A 20,402-nucleotide genomic window follows, 5' to 3' on the forward strand; every position below is an offset into this window, starting at 1 on the left:
CACCTGACGTCTTGTCGCGACGCCCGCTCAGCAAAGGTCAGTTGATCAGCTGCGTGTGCCAAGCCAGGGCTGACGGGTCGGTGAGGGACGCGACCTGATCGACGATGACGCGCAGCCGTGCGCTGTCGTCGGCAGCCTCGGCGAAGTCGGCTCGGAAGGCGGCGTCCAACTGGACGGGCGCCGTCTTCCACAGCGCGTCGACCAGCTCGGTGAGTAGCTCGCGCTGGGTGGCTCGGCGGGCCTGGCGCTCGGGTGAGTTGAGGACGTGGAACATCCCGACGCCCTTGAGCAGCCCGATCTCCACCCGGCAACCGTCCGGGACGACCAGGTCCGCCTCGTAGCGGATCAGCCGCGAACGTCCGAAGACCGCATGCGTCGCCTGCTCCGCGGCCGTCGCGAACCGGCCGATCAGCTGGCTGGTCAGGTCCTTCAGCCCACCGAGCGCCCGCCGACTGTCGTCGAACGGGCCGGCCGGCCAGTAGTTCAGCGAGGTCAGCCGGGCCCAGCCCTCGTCCAGCTCGGCATCGGTTGCCTCCGGCAAGTACATCTGCCGGACCGTCTCCCAGTACGGCGCCCGATCCGCGCCGACCTCCGCGAGATCGATGTGGTGAGCAACGATCCCGTCCTCGACATCGTGCACCGAGTAGGCCACGTCGTCGGCGAAGTCCATCACCTGGGCTTCGAGACACTGCCGGTCGCCGACGCCCTGACGCAACCACTCGAAGACCGCGAGATCGTCGTCGTACACACCGAACTTGCGCTGCCCAGGACGGCGGGGCCACGGATACTTGGTCGCGGCATCGAGGGTGGCGCGGCTGAGATTCAGGCCGACGCTGCGACCGTCGGCGTCGAAGGTCTTCGACTCGAGCCGTGTCAGTAGCCGCAACGTCTGCGCGTTGCCCTCGAACCCGCCGATGTCCGCGGCCACCTGGTCGAGCGCCCGCTCACCGTTGTGCCCGAACGGCGGATGCCCGAGGTCGTGGGACAGGCACGCGGCGTCGACGATGTCCGGGTCGCAGCCGAGCGTCGCGGCGAGCTCACGGCCGATCTGCGCGACCTCGAGGCTGTGCGTCAACCGATTCCGAACGAAGTCGTCGCTGCCGGCCGTCACCACCTGCGTCTTGGCTGCCAGCCGCCGCAGCGCGGCACTGTGCAGAATCCGGGCGCGATCCCGCGCGAACGCCGTCCGCCCCGGCCGCTTCACCGGCTCCGCGACCCATCGCTCCGCATCATGCTCGTCGTACCACTCGTGCTGCTTCCTCATCACCGCTCACAGTAGCCGCCCCCACCGACATCCAGGCGAACACAAGATTTCACCAGGGCAGGACGGTGCGGGGTGTTGCTGCTGACTCGAGTCTCGAGCGGATGGCCTGGCGGGCCGACTCGTACGCCATGCCGCCGTCGTCGTGGAGGATCGAGGCGAGGTTGGCGGCCTCGTAGTACGCGTTCAACTCGAAGGCCAACTGCTTGGGGTCGGCCGCCAACTCACCAGCGTCGACGGCTGCCCGGACGGCGTCCTCCATCAGGCCCATCCACTCCCAGTGGACGGTGAGCAGCGCGTCGTGGACTGCGCCGGCGCGAGCGGCGTACTCGTGGGAGACCTTCTGGAAGAAGCAGCCCCCGGGGAAGACGCGGCGCCGCGAGTAGTCGAGCCAGTGCTCACTCAACGCCCAGACCCGCGCGAACCCGGGCTCCACCTCGAACGCCGGCGTCACCACCTCGTCCGCGTAGATCCGCCGCGCGGCCCGGATCGTCGCGAGCTGCAACTCCTCCTTCGAGCCGAAGTGCGCGAACAACCCGCTCTTGCTGATCCCCAGCTCGGTGGCGAGCCGCCCGATCGACAACCCTTCGAGCCCGTCGACCGACGCGATGTCGACCGATCGGCGGAGCACGGCGCGACGGGTCTGATCACCCCGCACCAACCGCCCGTCCACCTTCTCCACGACTCCCGATCCTAGTTGCCCTTGACGATGACCTCGTGCAAAAGTAATAGTACGACCGTTCGTATAGTTTCCGAGGGAGATGTTGTGAAAAAGCTGATCAGCAGAGGGTTGTCGACCATCGGAGTGTTCTCCCCACGGTTGGCGGGACGGCTCGCGTTCGCGCTCTGGCGGCGACCGATGGCCCGCGGCCGGGTCCGCGAGTCCGAGCGGGCGATCCACGAGGCCGCGCGGGTCGAGGTCGTCGACGGAGTCGTCACCTACGCCTGGGGCGACGGCCTGCGCCCGGTCCTGCTCGTCCACGGCTGGCGCTCGCGCGCATCTCGGTACACCGGCTTCGTCACCCGCCTGCTCGAGCTGGGCTACAGCCCGATCTCGTACGACGCACCCGGACATGGCGACTCACCGGGCCGGATCGTGTCGATCCTCGGCCACCAAGAGATCATGCGGGAGCTCGAGAAGCGCCATGGCCCGTTCGAAGGCGTGATCGCCCACTCCCTCGGCGTACCGTTCGCGCTCTACGCCGTTCGCGAGGGCATCGCGGCGCGGCGGCTGGTGATGATCAGCGGCGTCGCGGAGTTCGGGTATTTCGCCGACACGTTCTGCCGGGAGCTCGGGCTCGGGCCGCGCCTCAACCAGGCGCTGCGGCGGTCGATCGAGCGCGGGTTCTTCGGCGGCGACGACCAGATCTGGTCACGGTTCTCGGTCGCGCCCGGCGACATCGACCTGCTGGTCGTCCACAACGGCGAGGACGACGTGGTCGATCCGGAGCAGGCCGACATCCTGCTGCGCAACTACGGCCCGCGGGCGCACTTCTTCCCGACGAACGGCCTCGGTCACCGCCGGATCCTGTCCGACCCGGCGGTGATCACGGAAGCCGTCGCGTTCCTGCAGGACGCAGATGTCCCGTCAGACGTCCCCTCAGATATCTCGGAAGGTCTCGATCTGAGCGCCTAGCGAGTTGAGCCGGGTGGCCAGGTCCTCGTAGCCGCGGTTGATCACGTAGACGCTGCGCAGGACCGACGTACCCTTCGCGGCCATCATCGCGATCAGCGTGACGACGGCCGGCCGGAGCGCCGGCGGGCACATCATCTCGGTGCCGGAGAAGTGCGTCGGGCCTTCGACCATGACGCGGTGCGGGTCGAGCAGCTTGACCCGGCCGCCGAGCTTGTTGAGGTCGGTCAGGTAGATCGCGCGGTTCTCGTAGACCCAGTCGTGGATCAGCGTCTGCCCGGTCGCCTTGGCCGCGATCACCGCGAAGAACGGCAGGTTGTCGATGTTCAGGCCCGGGAACGGCATCGGGTGGATCTTGTCGATCGGCGCGTGCAGCTTGGACGGCCGGGTGGTCAGGTCGACCAGCCGGGTCCGGCCGTTCTCGGCCAGGTATTCCTCGGTGCGGCTGCGGTCCAGGCCCATCTCCTCGAGCAGTGCGAGCTCGATCTCGAGGAACTCGACCGGCGCCCGCCGGATGGTGATCTCGGAGCCGGTGACGATCGCCGCGGTGAGCAGGCTCATCGCCTCGATCGGGTCCTCGGACGGCGCGTAGTCGACGTCCACGTCGATCTCGGCCTTGCCGTGCACGGTCAGCGTGGTGGTGCCGATGCCGTCGATCGTCACGCCGAGCAGGTCGAGGTAGAAGCAGAGGTCCTGGACCATGTAGTTCGAGCTGGCGTTGCGGATCACCGTGACGCCGTCGTACCGGGCCGCGGCCATGATCGCGTTCTCGGTCACGGTGTCGCCGCGTTCGGTCAGCACGATCGGCTTGCCCGGGGTCAGCGCCCGGTTCACCACCGCGTGGTACTCGCCGCCGGTCGCCTTGATCTCCAGCCCGAACGGCCGCAGCGCCGACATGTGCGGCTCGACGGTCCGCGTGCCCAGGTCGCAGCCCCCGGCGTACGGAAGCTGGAAGGTGTCCTCGCGGTGCAGCAGCGGCCCGAGGAACATGATGATGGAGCGCGTACGGCGTGCTGCCTCGGCGTTCATGCCCGCGAGGTCGAGCTGGGCCGGCGGGACGATCTCCAGATCGCCGGCGTCGTTCAGCCAGGTGGTTTTCACACCGATCGAGTCCAGCACCTCGAGCAGCCGGTTGACCTCCTCGATCCGCGCGACCTTGCGCAGCGTGGTGCGGCCCTTGTTCAGCAGGCTGGCGCAGAGCAGCGCCACACCGGCGTTCTTGCTCGACTTGACGTCGATCGAACCAGAAAGTTCGCGTCCACCGACGACACGGAGGTGGACCGGACCGCCACCGAGAGAGACAATCTCGGAGTCGAGTGCCTCGCCGATCCGGGCGAGCATCTCGAGGGTGAGGTTCTGATGACCCTTTTCGATCCTGTTCACCGCGCTCTGGCTGGTGTTCAGTACTTCCGCGAGCTGCGTCTGTGTCCAGCCGCGGTGCTTGCGGGCGTCCCGGATGAGATTGCCGATCCGGCTCAGGTAGTCATCGCTCATGGCCGGGACCCTATCTCACATGTGAGATACCTCTGCACCGACCCGCCGTAACAGCGTAGCCAACGTCACGCGACACCTACCGCCCGACCCCGGCCGGCGGCGTTCGCCTACAGTTGACCAACTCCCGCCGCCACTCGGAGAGGACCTGCAGATGCCCGACGACACCTCCGCCGCGGTGGTGAACGAGTTCGAGGCGGAGTCGTGGCCGCTCGACGCGGCCGCCGACAGCCTGCAACAGGTGATCGACGGGTTCCAGAACGGCGACACCCGTCCGCTGGTGATCGGCGACGGGGACCAGCCGGTGCTGGTGGTCCTCGCGGTCGGGGATCTGGCCGACTTCCGCGCCCGGATCGCGGAGCTGCTCTCGAATCCGGTCGACGCGGGCTGGCTGCGGTACTACCTGCGTTCGAACTTCGACATGAGCTCGGAGCGGCTGGTCGAGCTGCTCGGCGTCGACAGCGACCACGGGCTGTCCTCGCTGGCGAGTCAGGTGAACGTCGAGCAGGCCGCCGTACTGATGCCCGATCACCTCCGCCGCACCGAGGCCGGCGGGAACCCGCTGATGCTGATCGGCGACGGCATGATGGCGACGGCCGCGCTGGTCGCGTTCCCGGCGTTCCAGGTGCTGCTCGCGCTCGAAGGCGGTCAGGTCGACGACGACTCCTGCGCGCACGATGACGACGAGGAGAAGCCGACCACCCCGCTCGAGGTGCTGGCCGAGCGACTCGGACCGATCTCGACCCAGCTGGTCGCGCGCATCAACGCCGGCCGCGAGCCGGGCCTGCCGCGCTACGAGCTGCACTTCGAGGACGACCTGATCGAGCACCTGCGCGAGCTGGAGGCACGCGCACAGAAGGCACCCGGCGGAGGTGCGTACGACGAGCTGGACGACCTGCTGCATCAGTTCGATCAGATGCGCAGCGGGCTGGCCGAGGTCGACGACGAGGACGACGGTCCGGCGGAGGCGCCGTACCTGGAAGCCTCCGATCTGCGCGCCGCGCTACCGGATCTGCGCGACAACTTCCGCGACGGCGCCGACGATCCGTACCTGATCGGCCTCGACGGCCGTCCGCTCGCGGGGCTGATCACCTACGACCTGTACGAGGAGCTGCAGAAGGTGTCCGTCGAGCTGGACGGGACCGACGAGGCGCCGGTGCTGCCGCTCCCCCAGCCGCGCTGGGAGAACGGCCCACGACTCCTGCCGTTCGAGGCCGCGCTCGCGGCGTGCGACGCGGTGGTCGAGGACATCTCGAACGGCGAGGCCTCGATGATCTTCATCGCCGACGAGGACAACGAGCCCGAGCTCGTCCTCGCACCGCTGGTCTGGCTCTGGGCGTACGTCGACCACCTCGACTTCGACGGCGCCGACGCCTGAAAGGTCAGCTGATTGGGAACAGCGGCTGCCACTCCGAGAGGGTGGCGATCTCGTAGACGTTGGCCGGGGTGTAGGGGTCTTTGGCGAGGATGTCGCGGAGCTCGGCCTCGTCGGCGACGTCGTAGATCAGCAGAGCTCCGGTCTGGTCCGGGAACGGTCCGGCGGTCACGAGCTTGCCCGCGGCCTTGAGCTCGGTGAGGTAGTCGCGGTGCGCCGGGCGGACCTCCATCCGGCGGTCGGTCTCGGCGAGGTCGAAGCGCAGCTGAACGACATAAAGGGCCATGCCGAAAACCCTACCGCCCCGGGCACCAAACGCTTGCGGAGCAAGGGATTTGGTGCGGGAAGGGAGTCACGAGCCGCCACAGCGGCTGGTTCGAGTCAGACCCGAAAGTCGACGAGTGATCGCCCTTCCCGCCCGGTCATTCTCGCCACCCGGAGCGCGCAAACGCAAGGGGTTGGTTAAGAGAAATTGCTGCGGACAGTTCAGTCAGGTAACGCTTCGTGATCAGACCTTCCGCCGCCTCGATATGCACACCGATCAAGGCGCACAGTCGGTCACGCAGCCGGCTTGTCAAGGGCTGCGCGGCCGGCTTCGAGGCGGGCGACGGGGACGCGGAACGGGGAGCAGGAGACGTAGTCGAGGCCGACTTCGTGGAAGAAGTGGATGCTGTCCGGGTCGCCGCCGTGCTCGCCGCAGACGCCGAGCTTGAGGTCGGGCTTGGTGGCGCGACCGCGCTCGACGCCGGTGCGCACCAGCGCGCCGACCCCCTCGCGGTCGATCGACTCGAACGGCGACACCGCGAAGATGCCCTTGTCCAGGTAGCGCGCGAAGAACGAACTCTCGACGTCGTCGCGGCTGAAGCCCCACGTGGTCTGGGTCAGGTCGTTCGTCCCGAACGAGAAGAAGTCCGCGGCCTCCGCGATCTGGTCCGCGATCACGGCCGCCCGCGGCAACTCGATCATCGTGCCGATCGGGATGTCCTGCTGGACGCCGACCTCGGCGATCACGCGCTCGACCTCGTCCCGGGCGAGCTGCAATTCCTGTACGGCGCCGACCAGCGGAATCATGATCTCCGGCCGCGGGTCCTTGCCCTGCGCGCGTTGCTCCGCCGCGGCCGACGCGATCGCCCGCACCTGCATCGCGAACAGACCGGGGATGACCAGCCCGAGCCGGACGCCCCGCAGCCCGAGCATCGGGTTCTGCTCGTGCAACCGTTGGACCGCCTCGAGCAGCTTGGCGTCACGTCCCGGCTCCTCACCGCGCTCATGAGCCAGCGCGACCTTCACCGCGAGATCCTCCATCGACGGCAGGAACTCGTGCAGCGGCGGATCGATCAGCCGGATCGTCACCGGCAGTCCGTCCATCGCGTCCAGCAACTCGAGGAAGTCGCCACGCTGCAGAGGCTCCAGCTCGGCCAGCGCCGCCTCGCGCTCCGCATCGTCGTCGGCCAGGATCAGCCGCTCGACGGCCTCCCGCCGCTCCCCCAGGAACATGTGCTCGGTCCGGCACAACCCGATCCCTTCGGCACCGAACCGCCGGGCCCGGGCCGCGTCGTCCGCCGTGTCCGCGTTGGTCCGTACGCCGAGACGCCGTACCTCATCCGCGTGGGTGATCAGCCGGTGCACCGACGCGACCAGGTCGTCGCCGGCATCCGCGGCCAACGTGCCTTCGAAGTACTGCACGACGGGTGACGCGACGACCGGGACCTCACCGCGGAACACCTCACCGGTCGTGCCGTCGATCGAGATCACATCGCCGGCCTCCAGCACCGTACCGTTGACCTTGATGGTGCCTTGGGCAACATTGACGTCGAGCTCCTCAGCACCGCAGACACAGGTCTTGCCCATGCCTCGGGCGACAACCGCAGCGTGCGAGGTCTTGCCGCCGCGGCTGGTCAGAACGCCTTGGGCCGCGATCATCCCGTGCAGGTCGTCTGGGTTCGTCTCGCGGCGGACCAGGATCACCTTCTCGCCACGCTCGGCGGCCTCGACCGCAGCAGCCGACGTGAACACGACCTTGCCGCTGGCCGCACCCGGCGACGCACCGATCGCCTGGGTGATCAGCTCCTTGTCCGCCGCCGCGTCGAACCGCGGGAACATCAGCTGCGCCAATTGCGCACCCTTCACCCGGCGCAACGCCTCGTCGGTGTCGATCACACCCTCGTCGACCAGGCTGGTCGCGATCCGGAACGCCGCCGCCGCGGTCCGCTTGCCGACCCGGGTCTGCAGCATCCACAGCTTGCCGCGCTCGATCGTGAACTCGATGTCGCACAGATCCTTGTAGTGGCCCTCGAGCGTGGTCATGATCGCCATCAGCTCGTCGTACGACGCTTTGTCGATCTGCTCGAGGTCCGCGAGCGGAACCGTGTTGCGGATGCCGGCGACCACGTCCTCACCCTGGGCGTTCTGCAGGTAGTCGCCGTACACACCGTGCTGGCCGGTGGCAGGGTCGCGGGTGAACGCGACGCCGGTGCCGGAGTCCATGCCGAGGTTGCCGAACACCATCGAGCAGATGGTGACCGCCGTACCGAGGTCGGCCGGGATGCGCTCCTGGCGGCGGTAGAGGATCGCGCGCTCGGAGTTCCACGAGCCGAAGACGGCCTCGGTCGCCAGATCCAGCTGGGCCCGCGGGTCCTGCGGGAACTCGCGGCCGGTGTGGTCGTGGACGGCCTGCTTGAAGGTCTCGACGAGCGCCTTCAGATCGGCGGCGTCCAGGTCGAGGTCGTTGTGGGTGTCCTTGGCGGCCTTGGCGGCCTCGATCGCGTCCTCGAAGACGTCGCCCGGCATGCCGAGCACGGTCTTGCCGAACATCTGGATCAGCCGGCGGTACGCGTCCCAGGCGAATCGGGGGTTGCCCGACTGGTGCGCGAGCCCGTTGACCGAGTCGTCGTTGAGGCCGACGTTCAGGACCGTCTCCATCATGCCCGGCATCGACACCGCCGCGCCGGAACGGACCGAGACGAGCAGCGGGTCGTCGGCCTGACCGAGCTTCTTGCCCATCTTCTGCTGCAGCAGGTCGACGTGGTGATCGATCTCGTCGGCCAGCTCCGGCGGCACCGAACCGGTCTCCAGGTACCCGCGGCAGGCGTCCGCGGTGATGGTGAATCCGGGCGGCACCGGCAGGCCGAGATTGGTCATCTCGGCGAGGTTCGCCCCCTTGCCACCGAGCAGTTTCTTGAGGTCCTTGTTGCCTTCGGCGAAGTCGTAGACGAGTTTCGGCACGAGCTCTCCCTGGGGTCCGGGCGGTGCATCAGGCGCGGTGAGGTGTCCCGCTGGCCCCTCGACTTCGATGGCGTGGGCGTCTCTTCAGGGTAAGCCAGAAAACCAGTCCAGTTGAACACTGGTCTCACGATGCCGACGTGACCCTGCCCACAGGTCGAAGGCCGGAAAACCCTTCCCTGGTTGACAACGCGAGACAACCGCGCCTTTCACCCGAAGAGCCGGCGACGTGACGATCCCGACGTTTCGCCGCCTACTCGGCCGGGAACCGGACTACATCCGGCCCTCCGTCCCGGGTGGGACGGAGGGCCGGAGGGATCACAGCTTGCGGCGGGTGCGGAGGTAGTCGCCGACCACCGCGGCGCCCAGACCATCGGGGTCGGGCGCCAGGACACGGCCGCCGCTGCGACGTGCCAGCAGATCGACGAACGCGTTCAACCGGGGATCCTCACCCAGCCGGAACACCGTCAGCGACGCTCCGAGCTTGGCCAACCGGTCGACCTCGAAGATCGTCTTGCGCAACGTCGCGGGCTCCGGTGGATACGAGAACTCCGCCGTACCGTCCGGCTCCAGATGCGCGGTCGGCTCGCCGTCGGTCACCATCAGCACGACCGGCTGAGCGTCCGGATGCCGACGCAGGTGACGCCCGGCCAGCAGGAGGGCGTGGTGGGCGTTCGTACCTTGCTCCCAGGTCCCTTCCATCCCGATCAACTGGGGCAGCTCGACTACTCCGGCATACCGTCCGAAGGTGATGAGCTGCAGTGCGTCGTTGCGGTACCGCGTCGAGATCAGCTGATGCAGGGCGAGCGCCGTCCGCTTCATCGGCAGCCAGCGGCCCTCCTGGACCATCGACCACGACGTGTCGACCAGCAACGCCACCGCGGCGCGAGCCCGGTGCTCGGTCTCCGCGATCTCCACATCCGCAACGTCGAGCTTGACCGATCCACTCCGAGAAGCAGACCGCAGTACGGCGTTCCGCACGGTCCGAGGCACGTCCCACGGCTGGGTGTCACCGAACTCCCATTGCCGCGTGGACCCGCTCAGCTCACCCGCCGCACCAGCGTTGGCGGCGTCACGCTCACCGGATCCACGCGCACTCCGCAGTACGTCGGCCAGCGCGGTCTGCCCGAGTTGCCGCAAGGCCTTCGGTGACAATCGCAACGACCCGTCAGGCGCCCGTTCCAGCAGGCCTTGATCGCGAAGCTGCCGCTCGAGCTCGGTGAGGCGACGAGCATCAACCGTTGCCTCATCGCCCAATTGCCGAGTGAGCGCGTCGAGGTCGATGTCCTCGAGCCGCGCACCCGGATACGACTGGGCCAACTGCTCGGCTAGTGCATCCAGCTCCGCGAGGTCGGACATCGCCCGGGCTCCATCGGAGAGCCCGAGCGGGTCCTCACCGCTCATCCGCTCCGATCCGGTCCAGTCCTCCCCCGGCCGGAGCGACTGCAACTGCGAGTCCAGCTGGGCCAGCTGCTGCGCGAGCTGCGGACTCCCGAACGCCTGCTGTGAAAGCTCCATCAGCTCGGCGCGCTGCTCCGGTGTCATCGAGTTCATCATCCGTTGCGCCGCGGCTGCCCGTTGGGCGAGTACGTCGATGAGTTCGTCGACGTTCTGCGGGTTCTCCGGGAAGAACTCGCCGTGCTTGGCCATGAACTCCTCGAACAGCTCCGGCACCTCGGGCCGGCCCTGCGCGTGCGCCGCGAGCAGCGCGTTGAGGTCCGTCAGCATCTCGTTGATCGCTTCGACGTCCTCGGGCGTGGTCTGCTGAAGCGCCTCCTTCATGCCTTCGAATCGCGATCCGAGCAGCTCACGTCCGAGCAGCTCGCGGATCTGCTCGTACTTTTCGCGTGCCTCCGACGACTGCCAGTCGTAGTTGGCCAACTCCCGGACGGCCGCCGCCGTACCGGCCGGAAGCGCGTCGAGCTGCGCCTCCCGGAACCGGGCGTCGTCGGACGGATTCGGGAACAGGTCGTGCCGCTCGGCCGCCAACGCCTCGTCGAGCAACCGCTGGACGTCTCGCAGCGTGCCGTCGAGGTTGTGCCGCCGCTGGATGTCGCGGCGGCGCTCCCACAACCTGCGGCTGAGGTCGTCCAGGCCCTGCGTGTTCCGCGTGCCGCGCCGGAGCATCTCCTCCAGTGCTGACCGCGGCGACGAACCGTTCATGACGTCGCGGCCGATCTCGTCCAGCGCGTCGCGGAGATCCGCCGGCGCCTGGAGTGGATCGGGCCCCTCGTGCCACGGCCCGTACGACCAACCCTCAGGAATGGACGCGGACATGTCAGATCCCGTAGATCGTCGTGTCGTTGTCGGCATCCTTGGCGAGTCGTTTGGACAGGTAGAGCGCCTCCAGCGCGAGCTCGACTGCGGCGGCGATCCGCCCGGGCGAATCGTCCGGTTCGACACCGGCCCGCGCCGCGACATCGTGCAGGACCGGAAGCTCGGGCAGAGCCGCCAGTACGTCGCGACCGGGCACACGCTCGCCCGTGGTCACCAAGTTGCCGTCGGCAACGGCATGTGCGAGCGGGCTGAGGTCCAGACCGGCGAACCGCTCCCGGGCCGTGTCCGCCACCGAGCGACGCAGCAGGTACTCGAGCAGCTCGATCTCGCGCCCCTCCTCACCGGGCTCGAACTCGAGCTTGCCGCGCAGCACGGCCGGTACGGCGTCCAGGTCGACCGGCCGGGCCACGGCCGGCTCCTCGCCCGTGATCGCGCTCCGGCGCAACGCCGCGGCGGCGATCGTCTCGGCCGCGGCGACCGCGAAGCGGGCCGAAACGCCCGACCGCTGGTCGATCGCGGTCGACTCCCGCAGGTGCCGGACGAAGCGCGCCAGCACCTCCAGCAGCGGCTCGCCGACCTCGGCGGTGAACTCGGCCTCCTGCCGGATCACGTCCACCTCGGCGTCGATGTCGAGCGGGTAGTGGGTCCGGACCTCGGCGCCGAAGCGGTCCTTCAGCGGCGTGATGATGCGGCCGCGGTTGGTGTAGTCCTCGGGGTTGGCCGTTGCCACCAGCAACACGTCGAGCGGCAGCCGCAGCGTGTACCCGCGGATCTGGATGTCGCGCTCTTCCATCACGTTCAGCAGCGCCACCTGGATCCGCTCGGCCAGGTCGGGCAGCTCGTTGATCGTGACGATGCCGCGGTGCGCCCGCGGGACCAGACCGAAGTGGATGGTCTCCGGGTCACCGAGACTGCGGCCCTCGGCAACCTTCACCGGGTCCACGTCGCCGATCAGGTCACCGACGGAGGTGTCCGGCGTCGCGAGCTTCTCGGCGTACCGGAGGCTGCGGTGCAGCCAGGCCACCGGCAGGTCGTCGCCGAGCTCGGCGGCACGACGGCGCGAGGCCGGCGTGATCGGGTCGAGCGGGTGCTCGGGAAGCTCAGCGCCCTCGATCACCGGAGTCCACTCGTCCAGCAGGCCCACGAGGGTGCGCAGCAGCCGGGTCTTGCCCTGACCACGCTCACCGAGCAGTACGACGTCGTGCCCGGCCAGGAGGGCGCGTTCGAGTTGCGGAATCACCGTACGGGTGAATCCGATGATGCCGGGCCACGGATCGCGCCCGGCCCGTAGTTCTGTCAAGAGGTTTTCGCGGATCTCGGCTTTGATCGACCGAGGGAGATATCCGGCGGCCCGGAGGTCACCGGCCTTACGGGGAAGTTCAGCAGGTGCACTAGTCACGCTGAAGACGTTAGCTCGGTCACCCCAGGACGCACACGCCAAATCTCAAAAGCGGAACTCAGCGCTTCGGCGTGACCCGGCCGGAGGTGAACACGTGACTGGGAGTGAACGTGACCGGGAACCATGGATGAGTTGGCGCATCCCGGCCGACGAAATGGTTGCCGTCGGCAGGACTTGTCGGCAGCAACTCGATCTCCTGCGACGCCCGATCCGTGAACGCCAGCCGATCACCAGTTGCCTGATACGTCATGACGAGACGGTCGTCCCGCCGTACGACGTCCAGCCGCACGCTGGCCCGCTCGTACCTGCCGACATGGCGATCATCGATCGTGGCCTCGATCGGTTGCGGCGGCGCCGGATGAGCGACACCCGTGAAGTGCGTGAAGACCTCGGTGGCCATCGCCTCGAACAGCGGGACGCCGTTGCCGGAGTTGGTCAGCAGGCACATGATCAGCCGGGCCTCGGGGTCGATCCGCAGGAACGCCAGCTGGGAGATCGTCGTACCGTCATGCCCGAAGAGCCGGCGCCCGGCCCAGTCGTAGATCCGCCAGGACAGACCGTGGTTGGTGAAGCCGCCGATGCCGCGCGCGAAGGGCACCTGCGGCTCCTGCATCGACGCGTACCGGTCGTCGGTCAGATGCACGCGGGCAAACTCGAGCAGGTCGCCGGCACGCGTGATGACACCACCGGCCGGGCTGATACTGCGCGGCAACTGCCAGGTCTTCACCACCGTCCCGTCCTCGGCCAGGTGGCCGACAGCGGCACGTCGCAGGATCGCCTCCTCCGGAAGCGTCACCGTGTGGGTGAGTCCGAGCGGCTCGACCAGTCGAGCCCGGAGTGACTGGTCCCAGGTGCGGCCGTCGAGGACCTCGATGATCCGGCCGAGTACGACGAATCCCGCGTTGCAATAGGAGTACGCCGTACCCGGTTCGAACAGTCGGTCCACATCGGCCAGGAGAGCGACGTACCGCTCGAGGCATTCGTCACCACGGCCGGTGTCGGTGAAGACGTCGCCGTCGATACCACTCGTGTGCGTGAGCAGGTGCCGAACCGTGATCCGTGCATCGATCGGTGCCTCGGGCAACAACTTCACCACGGCGTCGTCGAGGTCGAGCCGGCCCTCGGCGGCGAGCTGGGCGATCATCGTCGCGGTCCACGGTTTACTGACCGAACCGATCTGGAAGACCGAGTCGGCCGTGGTTTCCACCCCGGTGGCGACGTTCAGAACGCCGTACGGCGTGATCGTGGTCTCGCCGTCGTGCCAGACCCCTAGCACCGCGCCGGGAACCTCGGCAGCCACCGCCAACTCACGCAACCGCGCAGACCAGTCAGGCATGCACCCCAAACTACTTCGTCACCTCCTCGAGCTGCGCACGGATGTCGGCCCAGGCAGCTGTCTCGTCCAGGCCTTGGGCGAGCAGGATCTCGGTCGCGACGCCGGCCGAGTCGCGGTAGAAGGCGAGCAGGAGGTGCTCGGTGCCGACGTAGTTGTGACCGAGCGTCAGCGCCTCTCCGGCCGCACCTTGAAGCACGTGCGCGGCCCGGCGCGTATACGGCGGATTGTCGGCGTCGAGGCTGTCCGGCGCATCACCTGGCCGGCCGGCCGGGCTCTTCACGTCGACGGCGGCCGACACCGACTCCTCGGTGATGCCGTGATGCGCCAGCACCTTGGCGGCGATCGATTCGGGCTGGGTGAACATCGCGAGCAGCAGGTGCTCGGTGCCGATGAAGTGGTGATGGCGTCCGCGCGCCACGCCGGCCGCGGCCGCGATGACGGCCTTGGTCCGCGGGGTGTACCGGTCGAAGGCCGGCTTGCTCGCCCAGGAGTCGGCGAACCGCTTGTGGGCGGCCTGTTTGGTCACGCCGAGCACCGCGCTGATCTCGACCCACGACTTCCCCGCGCCGCGGGCCCGGTCCACGAAGAACCCCAGTGCGGAGTCGCTGGTGCTGGTGAGTTCGCTGACCGTCGCGGCCGCGGTCGCGAGCTGCTCGAGCTCATCGTCGCTGCCGGTGTCGGCCTTGATCGTGTTGATGAGTTGCTGCAGGTCCGGTCCAGGGGTCATGTCGTCAACCTTAGGTTGACGATCGTCTGTCCGTCAACCCTGGGTTGACGATGGCGTTTCGCGTACGGTGTGCGACGTGCAGCCTCTGGCGGATGTGATCGGTGACGGGTTGCGGGTGCTGTTCTGCGGGATCAATCCGGGCCTGATGTCGGCCGAGACCGGTCATCACTTCGCTCGGCCGGGCAATCGTTTCTGGCCGGCGTTGCACCGCAGCGGATTCACTCCGCGCCAGCTACTGCCGGCCGAGCAGAGCGAGCTCCGCACGTACCGGCTCGGTATCACCAATGTCGTCGACCGCCCGTCTGCACGAGCCGACGAACTCACCCGCGCGGAGTTCTTGGCCGGCGGCGAGAGCCTGGTGAAGAAGGTGCTCCACTACCAGCCGGAGTGGCTCGCCGTTGTCGGCATCACGGCGTACCGAGACGCCTTCGCCGAACGTACGGCGACCATCGGCCGACAAGACCGCCGCATCGGCGCGACCCAAGTCTGGGTCCTCCCCAACCCCAGCGGCCTCAATGCGCGCTACACGCTGCCGAGGCTGTCCGCCGCGTACGCCGAGCTCAGGCTGGCGGCCGACCACTAGCTTTTGCCACGAGCCGCGAGTTCGGCAGCAACCGAGACATGGTTACTCGGGCTTAGGATTCTCTGCGGCTTCTCGGGCTCGTTTTCGGCGTTTGCCTTCGTGCATGGCTACTACTCGGGCGATCGGGATGGCCCGGCCTTCCTCGAGGAGGTCTTCGGGGAGGGACTGGGGAGAGGGGAGTTGGGCGGCCCAGCGGTCGGCATCACCTAGTTGGGCTGCCGCCGTACGGACGGTGAAGTCTCGGGGCGTGACCCGGTCCAGATCGTCCCAGCCGACGGGGAAGGACACCGGCGTACCAGGGCGGACGCGGGGGCTGTAGGCGGCGACTACGGTCGCGCCGCCGGAGCGGGTCGAGTCGACGAAGACCTTTCCGTGCCGGTCTTCCTTGATGTACGCCGTTGTCGCGACCACCGGATCGAGCTTCTCAGCACGGGCCGCGATCGCACGGGTCGCCGCCGCGGCGTCCTCCATCGAGACCGAATCGTCGATCGGCACAAACACATGCACACCCTTGGCGCCGCTCGTCTTGACCGCGCCGGCCAACCCAGCGTCGCTCAACGCCTGCCGCACCAGAAAGGCCGCTTCGACAGCCTTTGAGAACGTGTCGTCACCCTCTGGCGGATCCAGATCCAGCACGAGCTGAGTGACGTGGTCCCATCGATCGACCCGCACCAGCGTCGGGTGATACTCAACCGCCCGCTGGTTGGCGAACCACAGCAGCGTCCGCCGGTCGTCGCACAACGCGTACGACACCTCGCGCTTGGACGCCTCGGCCCACACCGGCACCGTCTTCACCCAGTCGGGCGTGTACTTCGGCACGTTCTTCTGCATGAACGCCGGCTGCCCCGGCCGGATCCGGATCACCGACAACGGCCGCTCCCGCAGTTCGCGCAGGATCCGCTCGTGTACGGCGTCCAGGTAGTCGACCAGATCCCGCTTCGTCGCATCAGCCCCATCGAACAACGGCTGATCCAGGTGGGTCAGGTCAACCCCGTCACGCGTCTCGTCCGGCTTACTCGCCATCCCCAGAGCTTAAGCATCTACCCCGGACCCCAGCCACTCATCAAGGGCCGCCGCTGCCCCTCCTCGGCGGGCCTTTGAGCGTCGGGAGGATGCTCAGCCGGCTGGTTGGTGAGTGGTGAGCGTCCGCGGCCCGGGAGTCAGGAGGTTGAGAAGGGCGGTGAGGACCACCAGGTCCTCCCCTGGTTCGAGGGTTTGGGGGTTGAGGGCCAACTCGTCGTCCGGAAGTCGAAAGGTCCCAACCGCGATCCGCGGGTCGCCCTCCCACAAGGCCGCAACCAGCGCGTCCCGCGTCAACGGCGACGACGGCAGCACGCGGACGACCGCTCGACTGTGCGGCTGCCCCGCCTCGCTCGGGTACGAACGTTCGACGACAACCCCCGGTACGCCGCTCAACCCAGCGATCCACCGGTCGACAGTCTGCTCGTACCCAGCAAGCACCGCGTCCTCATCCTGCTCCAACGTCCACTCGACCGCGGCCAGGAGCGCGAGCAGTTCTTCCTTCCCCACCTTCATCCCGCGGCCGATCTCCTGGTTCGGCGATGCGTGCGCCCGGCACCGATCCACAATCCATCGCCGACCCAGCACCAACCCACTGGCCTGCGGCCCTCGCAACCCCTTCCCCCCGCTGAAGAGCACCGCGTCCGCACCAATCTCCGTCGTGTACCGCCACAACGAAGCCACCGGCGGAATCTGCGCCGCCGCATCCACAATCACCGGCACCTCCGTGCCCCGGGCGATCTCAACCACGTCCTCGATCGGCAAAGCGCCGACGGCATAGTTGCTGTTGGCAAACCACAGCACGCACGCCGGACGTCGCCGGAGAGCCGCCCGCAACTCATCCGCCGACGCCCCGATCTCAACAATCCGAGCCCCCGTGATCTGAGCCGAGTAGTCGTACCCGTTCCGCTGCCCGGCGAACATCACCACCTCAGCCTCAGCCGGGAAGGCCTGCGCCGCATCCGTCATGCAGGCCGCAACCGTCAGCGTGATCGCGGCCGCAGCCCCCGACGTCACATAAGCAGCCTCGTTCCGCGTCAGCTCGGCAAGGCGCGAGCCGACGCGAGTGTGCAACTCCAACAAATCAACGAAGTGCGCTGCCGCATCCACCATCGCCTGCACGGCCGGCGGCGCCATCAACGATCCACCCAAGGTGGTCAAGGTGGCGGACGCGTTGATGACAGACCGCACCCCCAACGGGTTCGTCATACCAGGAACCTCGACATCGGCCGTACGCCGGAAAGCTCGGCCAGCCACGCATCCAAGAAGTCGTTGTCGGTCCCATCCAAATGCGTCAGCCGATACACGCTCGCCGCCGGGAACGCCTCAGTCAAAGCGGCGCACCACGACGGATCGTCAACAGCAAGCAGCGTCCGTCCGCTCACGGCCGGCGCATGCCGCACCGGATCGAAGTAGCCAATCGCCTTGTCGACAATCTCCGCCGACGATCCCGCCCGCAGGTAGTCGTTGAGCTCCTCGAGCGGGTACGCCGTCGACCGCAGCCGAGCCTCCATCGCCCGATAGAACAGCAACTCCGACACCCGCACCGCACTGAACCCGGGCCGCCGCGCAGCCGTCAGCACCGCCAGATCGTCTCCGCTCACAGCCACCCGGGCCGGATCCACCTCGGCAAGCCCCAGCAGAAACTCGGCGCCCCGCAGGCAATCCGCCGCAATCCCGCGATAGATGTACGACGCGGGATCGTCGATGCCCATCGTCAACAACCCTGGATACGCCGCCGCGAACCCCTCGGCCGCAAGCCGCTGACCACGATGCATCAGGTGGAGTACGACGTACCGGCTCCGATCGTTGGGGTGCGGGACGTGGTTGACGCTGCCGTACCGCGGCGTCTGCAGCAGGGCGGGGAACGGCCCGTCACCCGTCGGGATGCTCAGGTGCGCAAACACGCGGTACGGCCCGGTGCTCGTGAGCCGCACGGTGTAGCTGGTGGCCTCATCCGTCGTCCGCCCCGGCACGATATCCAGCACCGGCCGGCCAGGAATCGCGGCCAACTCCTCGTCGACGGCCGCCCAGTAGGAAGAGAAGTTCACGGTCACCGTCCCGGATTCAGGTGCTCGGCAAGGAAGTCCTCCACGACCCGCATCACATCCGGCAGACCGGCGTGATGCGCGCAGTGCGGATACGTGTGCAGCCGCTTCTCACACGTCAGCACGCGATGCAGCGCGAATCCGGTCTCCGGCGGACACACGTCGTCCTCGAGCCCGAGATACAGCAGTGTCGGCGCCTGGACCTTCGGCGCGAAGTTGAGCCCGTCGTAGTACGCGACCGACTCCCGCACCCGGTCGACGTCCTTCGGGTGCACCCGCAGGTACTCGTTGATCTCCTCGTACGGATACGACCGCGTCAGCGTCGGCGCGGTCATGATTCCGCACAGGTACGGCGCTCCCGCCGCGACACACCTGATCACATCGGGCAGCAGCGCGGCCGTGCTGATCCCGAGCCCACCGCCCTGACTCGACCCCTGCAGTCCGATCCGCAGGTTGTCGACCTCCGGACGATCCAGCAAGACCTCGACCGCGCGGACCACATCGAGGTAGAACCCGCGATACCCGTAGGTGTTGTGGTCGACGATGTTGTGCGTCAGCAGTCCTGGATAGCCCGGGTTGAAGACGGTGTTCGACCGCAGCTTTCCACGGGGTGCGACGGCGAGGGCGGCGTACCCGAGCTCCGACCACTCCTTCGGGATCGTCGGCTCGGAGATGTAGCCGGGGATCGTCACGAGCGCCGGGTACGGCGGGGGCAGGTCGCGCGGGACCGTGTACCAGCCGGCGATCCGCAGCCCGCCGTAGCTGGTGTACAGCAGGTCGTAGACGATCACCTTGTCCGTGGACAGCGTCGGCATCTCGGTGAGCACCGGGTCCAGCGGGAACGACGCGCAGTCCGCCAGGCCGGCCGCCCAGAAGTCGTCGAAGTCCGCCGGTAGCTCGACCTCGACGGTCGCGTTCTCGGGGTCTCTCAAGAGCATTCCTCTCAACGGAGTGCTTGCAGGGCAGCGCCGTCGGCGGCCGCAAACAGATGGAGCCGATCGGGGTTGAAGCCGACGAAGACCGTGCTGTCGTGACCGAGCCGGAACGGCGTAGGCACCCGCGCCTTGAGCAGCTCGCCGTCGATGCGGACCGTCACCAACACATCCGGCCCCATCGGCTCCGACACGAACACCTTCGCGGGCCGATACCCCGCGACCGGCGTCGGCGACAACGTGACGTCCTCCGGCCGAACCCCCAGAACCACCTCCCGCTCGTCGGGCTCCACGTCGTACCCGCCGAGCTCCTGGGTCAACGCGCCACTGCGGAACATCCGTACGCCGTCGACGTCGGCCAGCTCCCCGGTGACGAAGTTCATCGGCGGCGACCCCATGAACGAGGCCACGAACCGGTTCGCCGGGCGTTCGTAGATTTCGTCGGGCGTCCCGCATTGCTGGATCACGCCGCCGCGCATCACCGCGATCCGGTCCGACATCGTCATCGCCTCGACCTGGTCGTGGGTGACGTAGATGAAGGTCCGGGCCACGTCGACGTGCAGCCGCTTGATCTCCGCGCGCATCAGCACCCGCAGTTGGGCGTCCAGGTTCGACAACGGCTCGTCGAGCAGGTAGGCGCCCGCGTCGCGAACGATCGCCCGCCCCAACGCAACTCGTTGCCGTTGGCCACCAGAAAGCTCCCGCGGCTTGCGATCCAGCAGATCCTCGATGTCGAGCGTCCGCGCGGCCTGCGCCACCTGCTCGTCGATCTTCGCCTTGGGGTACCGCATCATCTTCAACGCGAACCCGATGTTCTGCCGGACCGTCTTGTGCGGGTAGAGCGCATAGCTCTGGAACACCATCGCCACATCGCGCTTGTTCGCCGGCAGCCAACTGACGGGTTTGCCGTCGAAGAAGATGTTGCCCTCGGTGGCGCGTTCGAGCCCGCAGATCATCCGGAGGGTGGTCGATTTTCCGCAACCGGACGGACCGACCAGGGTCAGGAACTCCTGGTCCTGGATGGTCAGGTTGAGGTCGTTCACCACGGTCTTCCCGCCGAACGACTTGGTCACGCCTTCGAGCCGTACCTCTGCCATC

General features: G+C 67.9%; 17 protein-coding genes. 3 read left to right on the forward strand and 14 right to left on the reverse strand.

Features of this window, described 5'->3' with window-relative positions; all coding sequences use genetic code 11:
* Positions 1–37: 37 nt before the first annotated feature.
* Positions 38–1,264, reverse strand: coding sequence for a deoxyguanosinetriphosphate triphosphohydrolase (locus tag ACWF4Z_RS10230; protein ID WP_452242652.1), 1,227 nt, complete (start codon positions 1,262–1,264; stop codon positions 38–40).
* Positions 1,265–1,313: 49 nt separating this feature from the next.
* On the reverse strand, positions 1,314–1,943 hold the full coding sequence (locus ACWF4Z_RS10235; protein WP_452242653.1) for a TetR/AcrR family transcriptional regulator: 630 nt from the start codon (positions 1,941–1,943) through the stop codon (positions 1,314–1,316).
* A gap of 84 nt (positions 1,944–2,027) precedes the next feature.
* Here ACWF4Z_RS10235 and ACWF4Z_RS10240 point away from each other — a divergent pair, with 84 nt between their 5' ends.
* Entirely contained in the window at positions 2,028–2,897 is an 870-nt protein-coding gene (locus ACWF4Z_RS10240; RefSeq protein WP_452242654.1) for an alpha/beta hydrolase, read from the forward strand.
* Here ACWF4Z_RS10240 and ACWF4Z_RS10245 read toward each other — a convergent pair.
* Positions 2,862–4,388 (reverse strand): helix-turn-helix domain-containing protein, encoded by a 1,527-nt coding sequence (locus tag ACWF4Z_RS10245; protein ID WP_452242655.1) that lies wholly within the window; start codon positions 4,386–4,388, stop codon positions 2,862–2,864. The two genes, ACWF4Z_RS10240 and ACWF4Z_RS10245, sit on opposite strands and share 36 nt — an antisense overlap.
* 151 nt (positions 4,389–4,539) lie before the next feature.
* On the opposite strand from ACWF4Z_RS10245, the gene ACWF4Z_RS10250 reads away from it, so the two are divergent.
* Positions 4,540–5,763: a hypothetical protein gene (locus tag ACWF4Z_RS10250; RefSeq protein ID WP_452242656.1), complete on the forward strand. Its 1,224-nt coding sequence runs from the start codon at positions 4,540–4,542 to the stop codon at positions 5,761–5,763.
* Between the two features lie 4 nt (positions 5,764–5,767).
* On the opposite strand, the gene ACWF4Z_RS10255 is transcribed toward ACWF4Z_RS10250, so the two are convergent.
* The 6 genes from ACWF4Z_RS10255 to ACWF4Z_RS10280 form a co-directional block, all read right to left on the reverse strand.
* Entirely contained in the window at positions 5,768–6,046 is a 279-nt protein-coding gene (locus ACWF4Z_RS10255; protein ID WP_452242657.1) for a YciI family protein, read from the reverse strand.
* Between the two features lie 272 nt (positions 6,047–6,318).
* Positions 6,319–8,985, reverse strand: coding sequence for a pyruvate, phosphate dikinase (gene ppdK / locus ACWF4Z_RS10260; RefSeq protein WP_452242658.1), 2,667 nt, complete (start codon positions 8,983–8,985; stop codon positions 6,319–6,321).
* Between the two features lie 315 nt (positions 8,986–9,300).
* Entirely contained in the window at positions 9,301–11,259 is a 1,959-nt protein-coding gene (locus ACWF4Z_RS10265) for a vWA domain-containing protein (RefSeq protein WP_452242659.1), read from the reverse strand.
* A gap of 1 nt (position 11,260) precedes the next feature.
* Positions 11,261–12,658 carry an ATP-binding protein gene (locus ACWF4Z_RS10270; RefSeq protein WP_452242660.1) on the reverse strand — a complete coding sequence of 466 codons (1,398 nt, stop codon included), beginning with the start codon at positions 12,656–12,658 and terminating at the stop codon, positions 11,261–11,263.
* A gap of 58 nt (positions 12,659–12,716) precedes the next feature.
* Positions 12,717–13,994, reverse strand: a complete 1,278-nt coding sequence (locus ACWF4Z_RS10275) for a serine hydrolase domain-containing protein (protein ID WP_452242661.1) — start codon at positions 13,992–13,994, stop codon at positions 12,717–12,719.
* Between the two features lie 10 nt (positions 13,995–14,004).
* Entirely contained in the window at positions 14,005–14,721 is a 717-nt protein-coding gene (locus tag ACWF4Z_RS10280; protein ID WP_452242662.1) for a Clp protease N-terminal domain-containing protein, read from the reverse strand.
* 76 nt (positions 14,722–14,797) lie between these two features.
* Here ACWF4Z_RS10280 and mug point away from each other — a divergent pair, with 76 nt between their 5' ends.
* Positions 14,798–15,304 carry a G/U mismatch-specific DNA glycosylase gene (gene mug, locus ACWF4Z_RS10285; protein WP_452242663.1) on the forward strand — a complete coding sequence of 169 codons (507 nt, stop codon included), beginning with the start codon at positions 14,798–14,800 and terminating at the stop codon, positions 15,302–15,304.
* A 42-nt stretch (positions 15,305–15,346) separates the two neighbouring features.
* Here mug and ligD read toward each other — a convergent pair whose 3' ends face one another.
* From ligD to ACWF4Z_RS10310, 5 genes are all read right to left on the reverse strand, one after another.
* Positions 15,347–16,327, reverse strand: coding sequence for a non-homologous end-joining DNA ligase (gene ligD / locus ACWF4Z_RS10290; protein ID WP_452242664.1), 981 nt, complete (start codon positions 16,325–16,327; stop codon positions 15,347–15,349).
* Between the two features lie 93 nt (positions 16,328–16,420).
* Positions 16,421–17,533, reverse strand: coding sequence for an aminotransferase class V-fold PLP-dependent enzyme (locus tag ACWF4Z_RS10295; RefSeq protein WP_452242665.1), 1,113 nt, complete (start codon positions 17,531–17,533; stop codon positions 16,421–16,423).
* Complete coding sequence (locus ACWF4Z_RS10300; RefSeq protein WP_452242666.1) at positions 17,530–18,375, reverse strand: acetylxylan esterase; 846 nt, start codon at positions 18,373–18,375, stop codon at positions 17,530–17,532. Before ACWF4Z_RS10300 ends, ACWF4Z_RS10295 begins: the two co-directional genes overlap by 4 nt.
* Positions 18,376–18,377: 2 nt before the next feature.
* Entirely contained in the window at positions 18,378–19,304 is a 927-nt protein-coding gene (locus ACWF4Z_RS10305; RefSeq protein WP_452242667.1) for an acetylxylan esterase, read from the reverse strand.
* An 11-nt stretch (positions 19,305–19,315) separates the two neighbouring features.
* Positions 19,316–20,401: an ABC transporter ATP-binding protein gene (locus tag ACWF4Z_RS10310; protein WP_452242668.1), complete on the reverse strand. Its 1,086-nt coding sequence runs from the start codon at positions 20,399–20,401 to the stop codon at positions 19,316–19,318.
* Position 20,402: the final 1 nt, after the last annotated feature.

This window comes from Kribbella sp. NPDC055071 (assembly GCF_053608045.1).

Bases quoted from the DNA above. Each gene is read 5' to 3' on its own strand.
- ACWF4Z_RS10245 (WP_452242655.1), bottom strand. From the start codon at position 4,388: ATGAGCGATGACTACCTGAGCCGGATCGGCAATCTCATCCGGGACGCC.
- ACWF4Z_RS10275 (WP_452242661.1), bottom strand. From the start codon at position 13,994: ATGCCTGACTGGTCTGCGCGGTTGCGTGAGTTGGCGGTGGCTGCCGAG.
- ACWF4Z_RS10265 (WP_452242659.1), bottom strand. From the start codon at position 11,259: ATGTCCGCGTCCATTCCTGAGGGTTGGTCGTACGGGCCGTGGCACGAG.
- ACWF4Z_RS10255 (WP_452242657.1), bottom strand. From the start codon at position 6,046: ATGGCCCTTTATGTCGTTCAGCTGCGCTTCGACCTCGCCGAGACCGAC.
- ACWF4Z_RS10280 (WP_452242662.1), bottom strand. From the start codon at position 14,721: ATGACCCCTGGACCGGACCTGCAGCAACTCATCAACACGATCAAGGCC.
- ligD (WP_452242664.1), bottom strand. From the start codon at position 16,327: ATGGCGAGTAAGCCGGACGAGACGCGTGACGGGGTTGACCTGACCCAC.
- ACWF4Z_RS10250 (WP_452242656.1), top strand. From the start codon at position 4,540: ATGCCCGACGACACCTCCGCCGCGGTGGTGAACGAGTTCGAGGCGGAG.
- ACWF4Z_RS10230 (WP_452242652.1), bottom strand. From the start codon at position 1,264: ATGAGGAAGCAGCACGAGTGGTACGACGAGCATGATGCGGAGCGATGG.
- ACWF4Z_RS10295 (WP_452242665.1), bottom strand. From the start codon at position 17,533: ATGACGAACCCGTTGGGGGTGCGGTCTGTCATCAACGCGTCCGCCACC.
- ACWF4Z_RS10310 (WP_452242668.1), bottom strand. From the start codon at position 20,401: ATGGCAGAGGTACGGCTCGAAGGCGTGACCAAGTCGTTCGGCGGGAAG.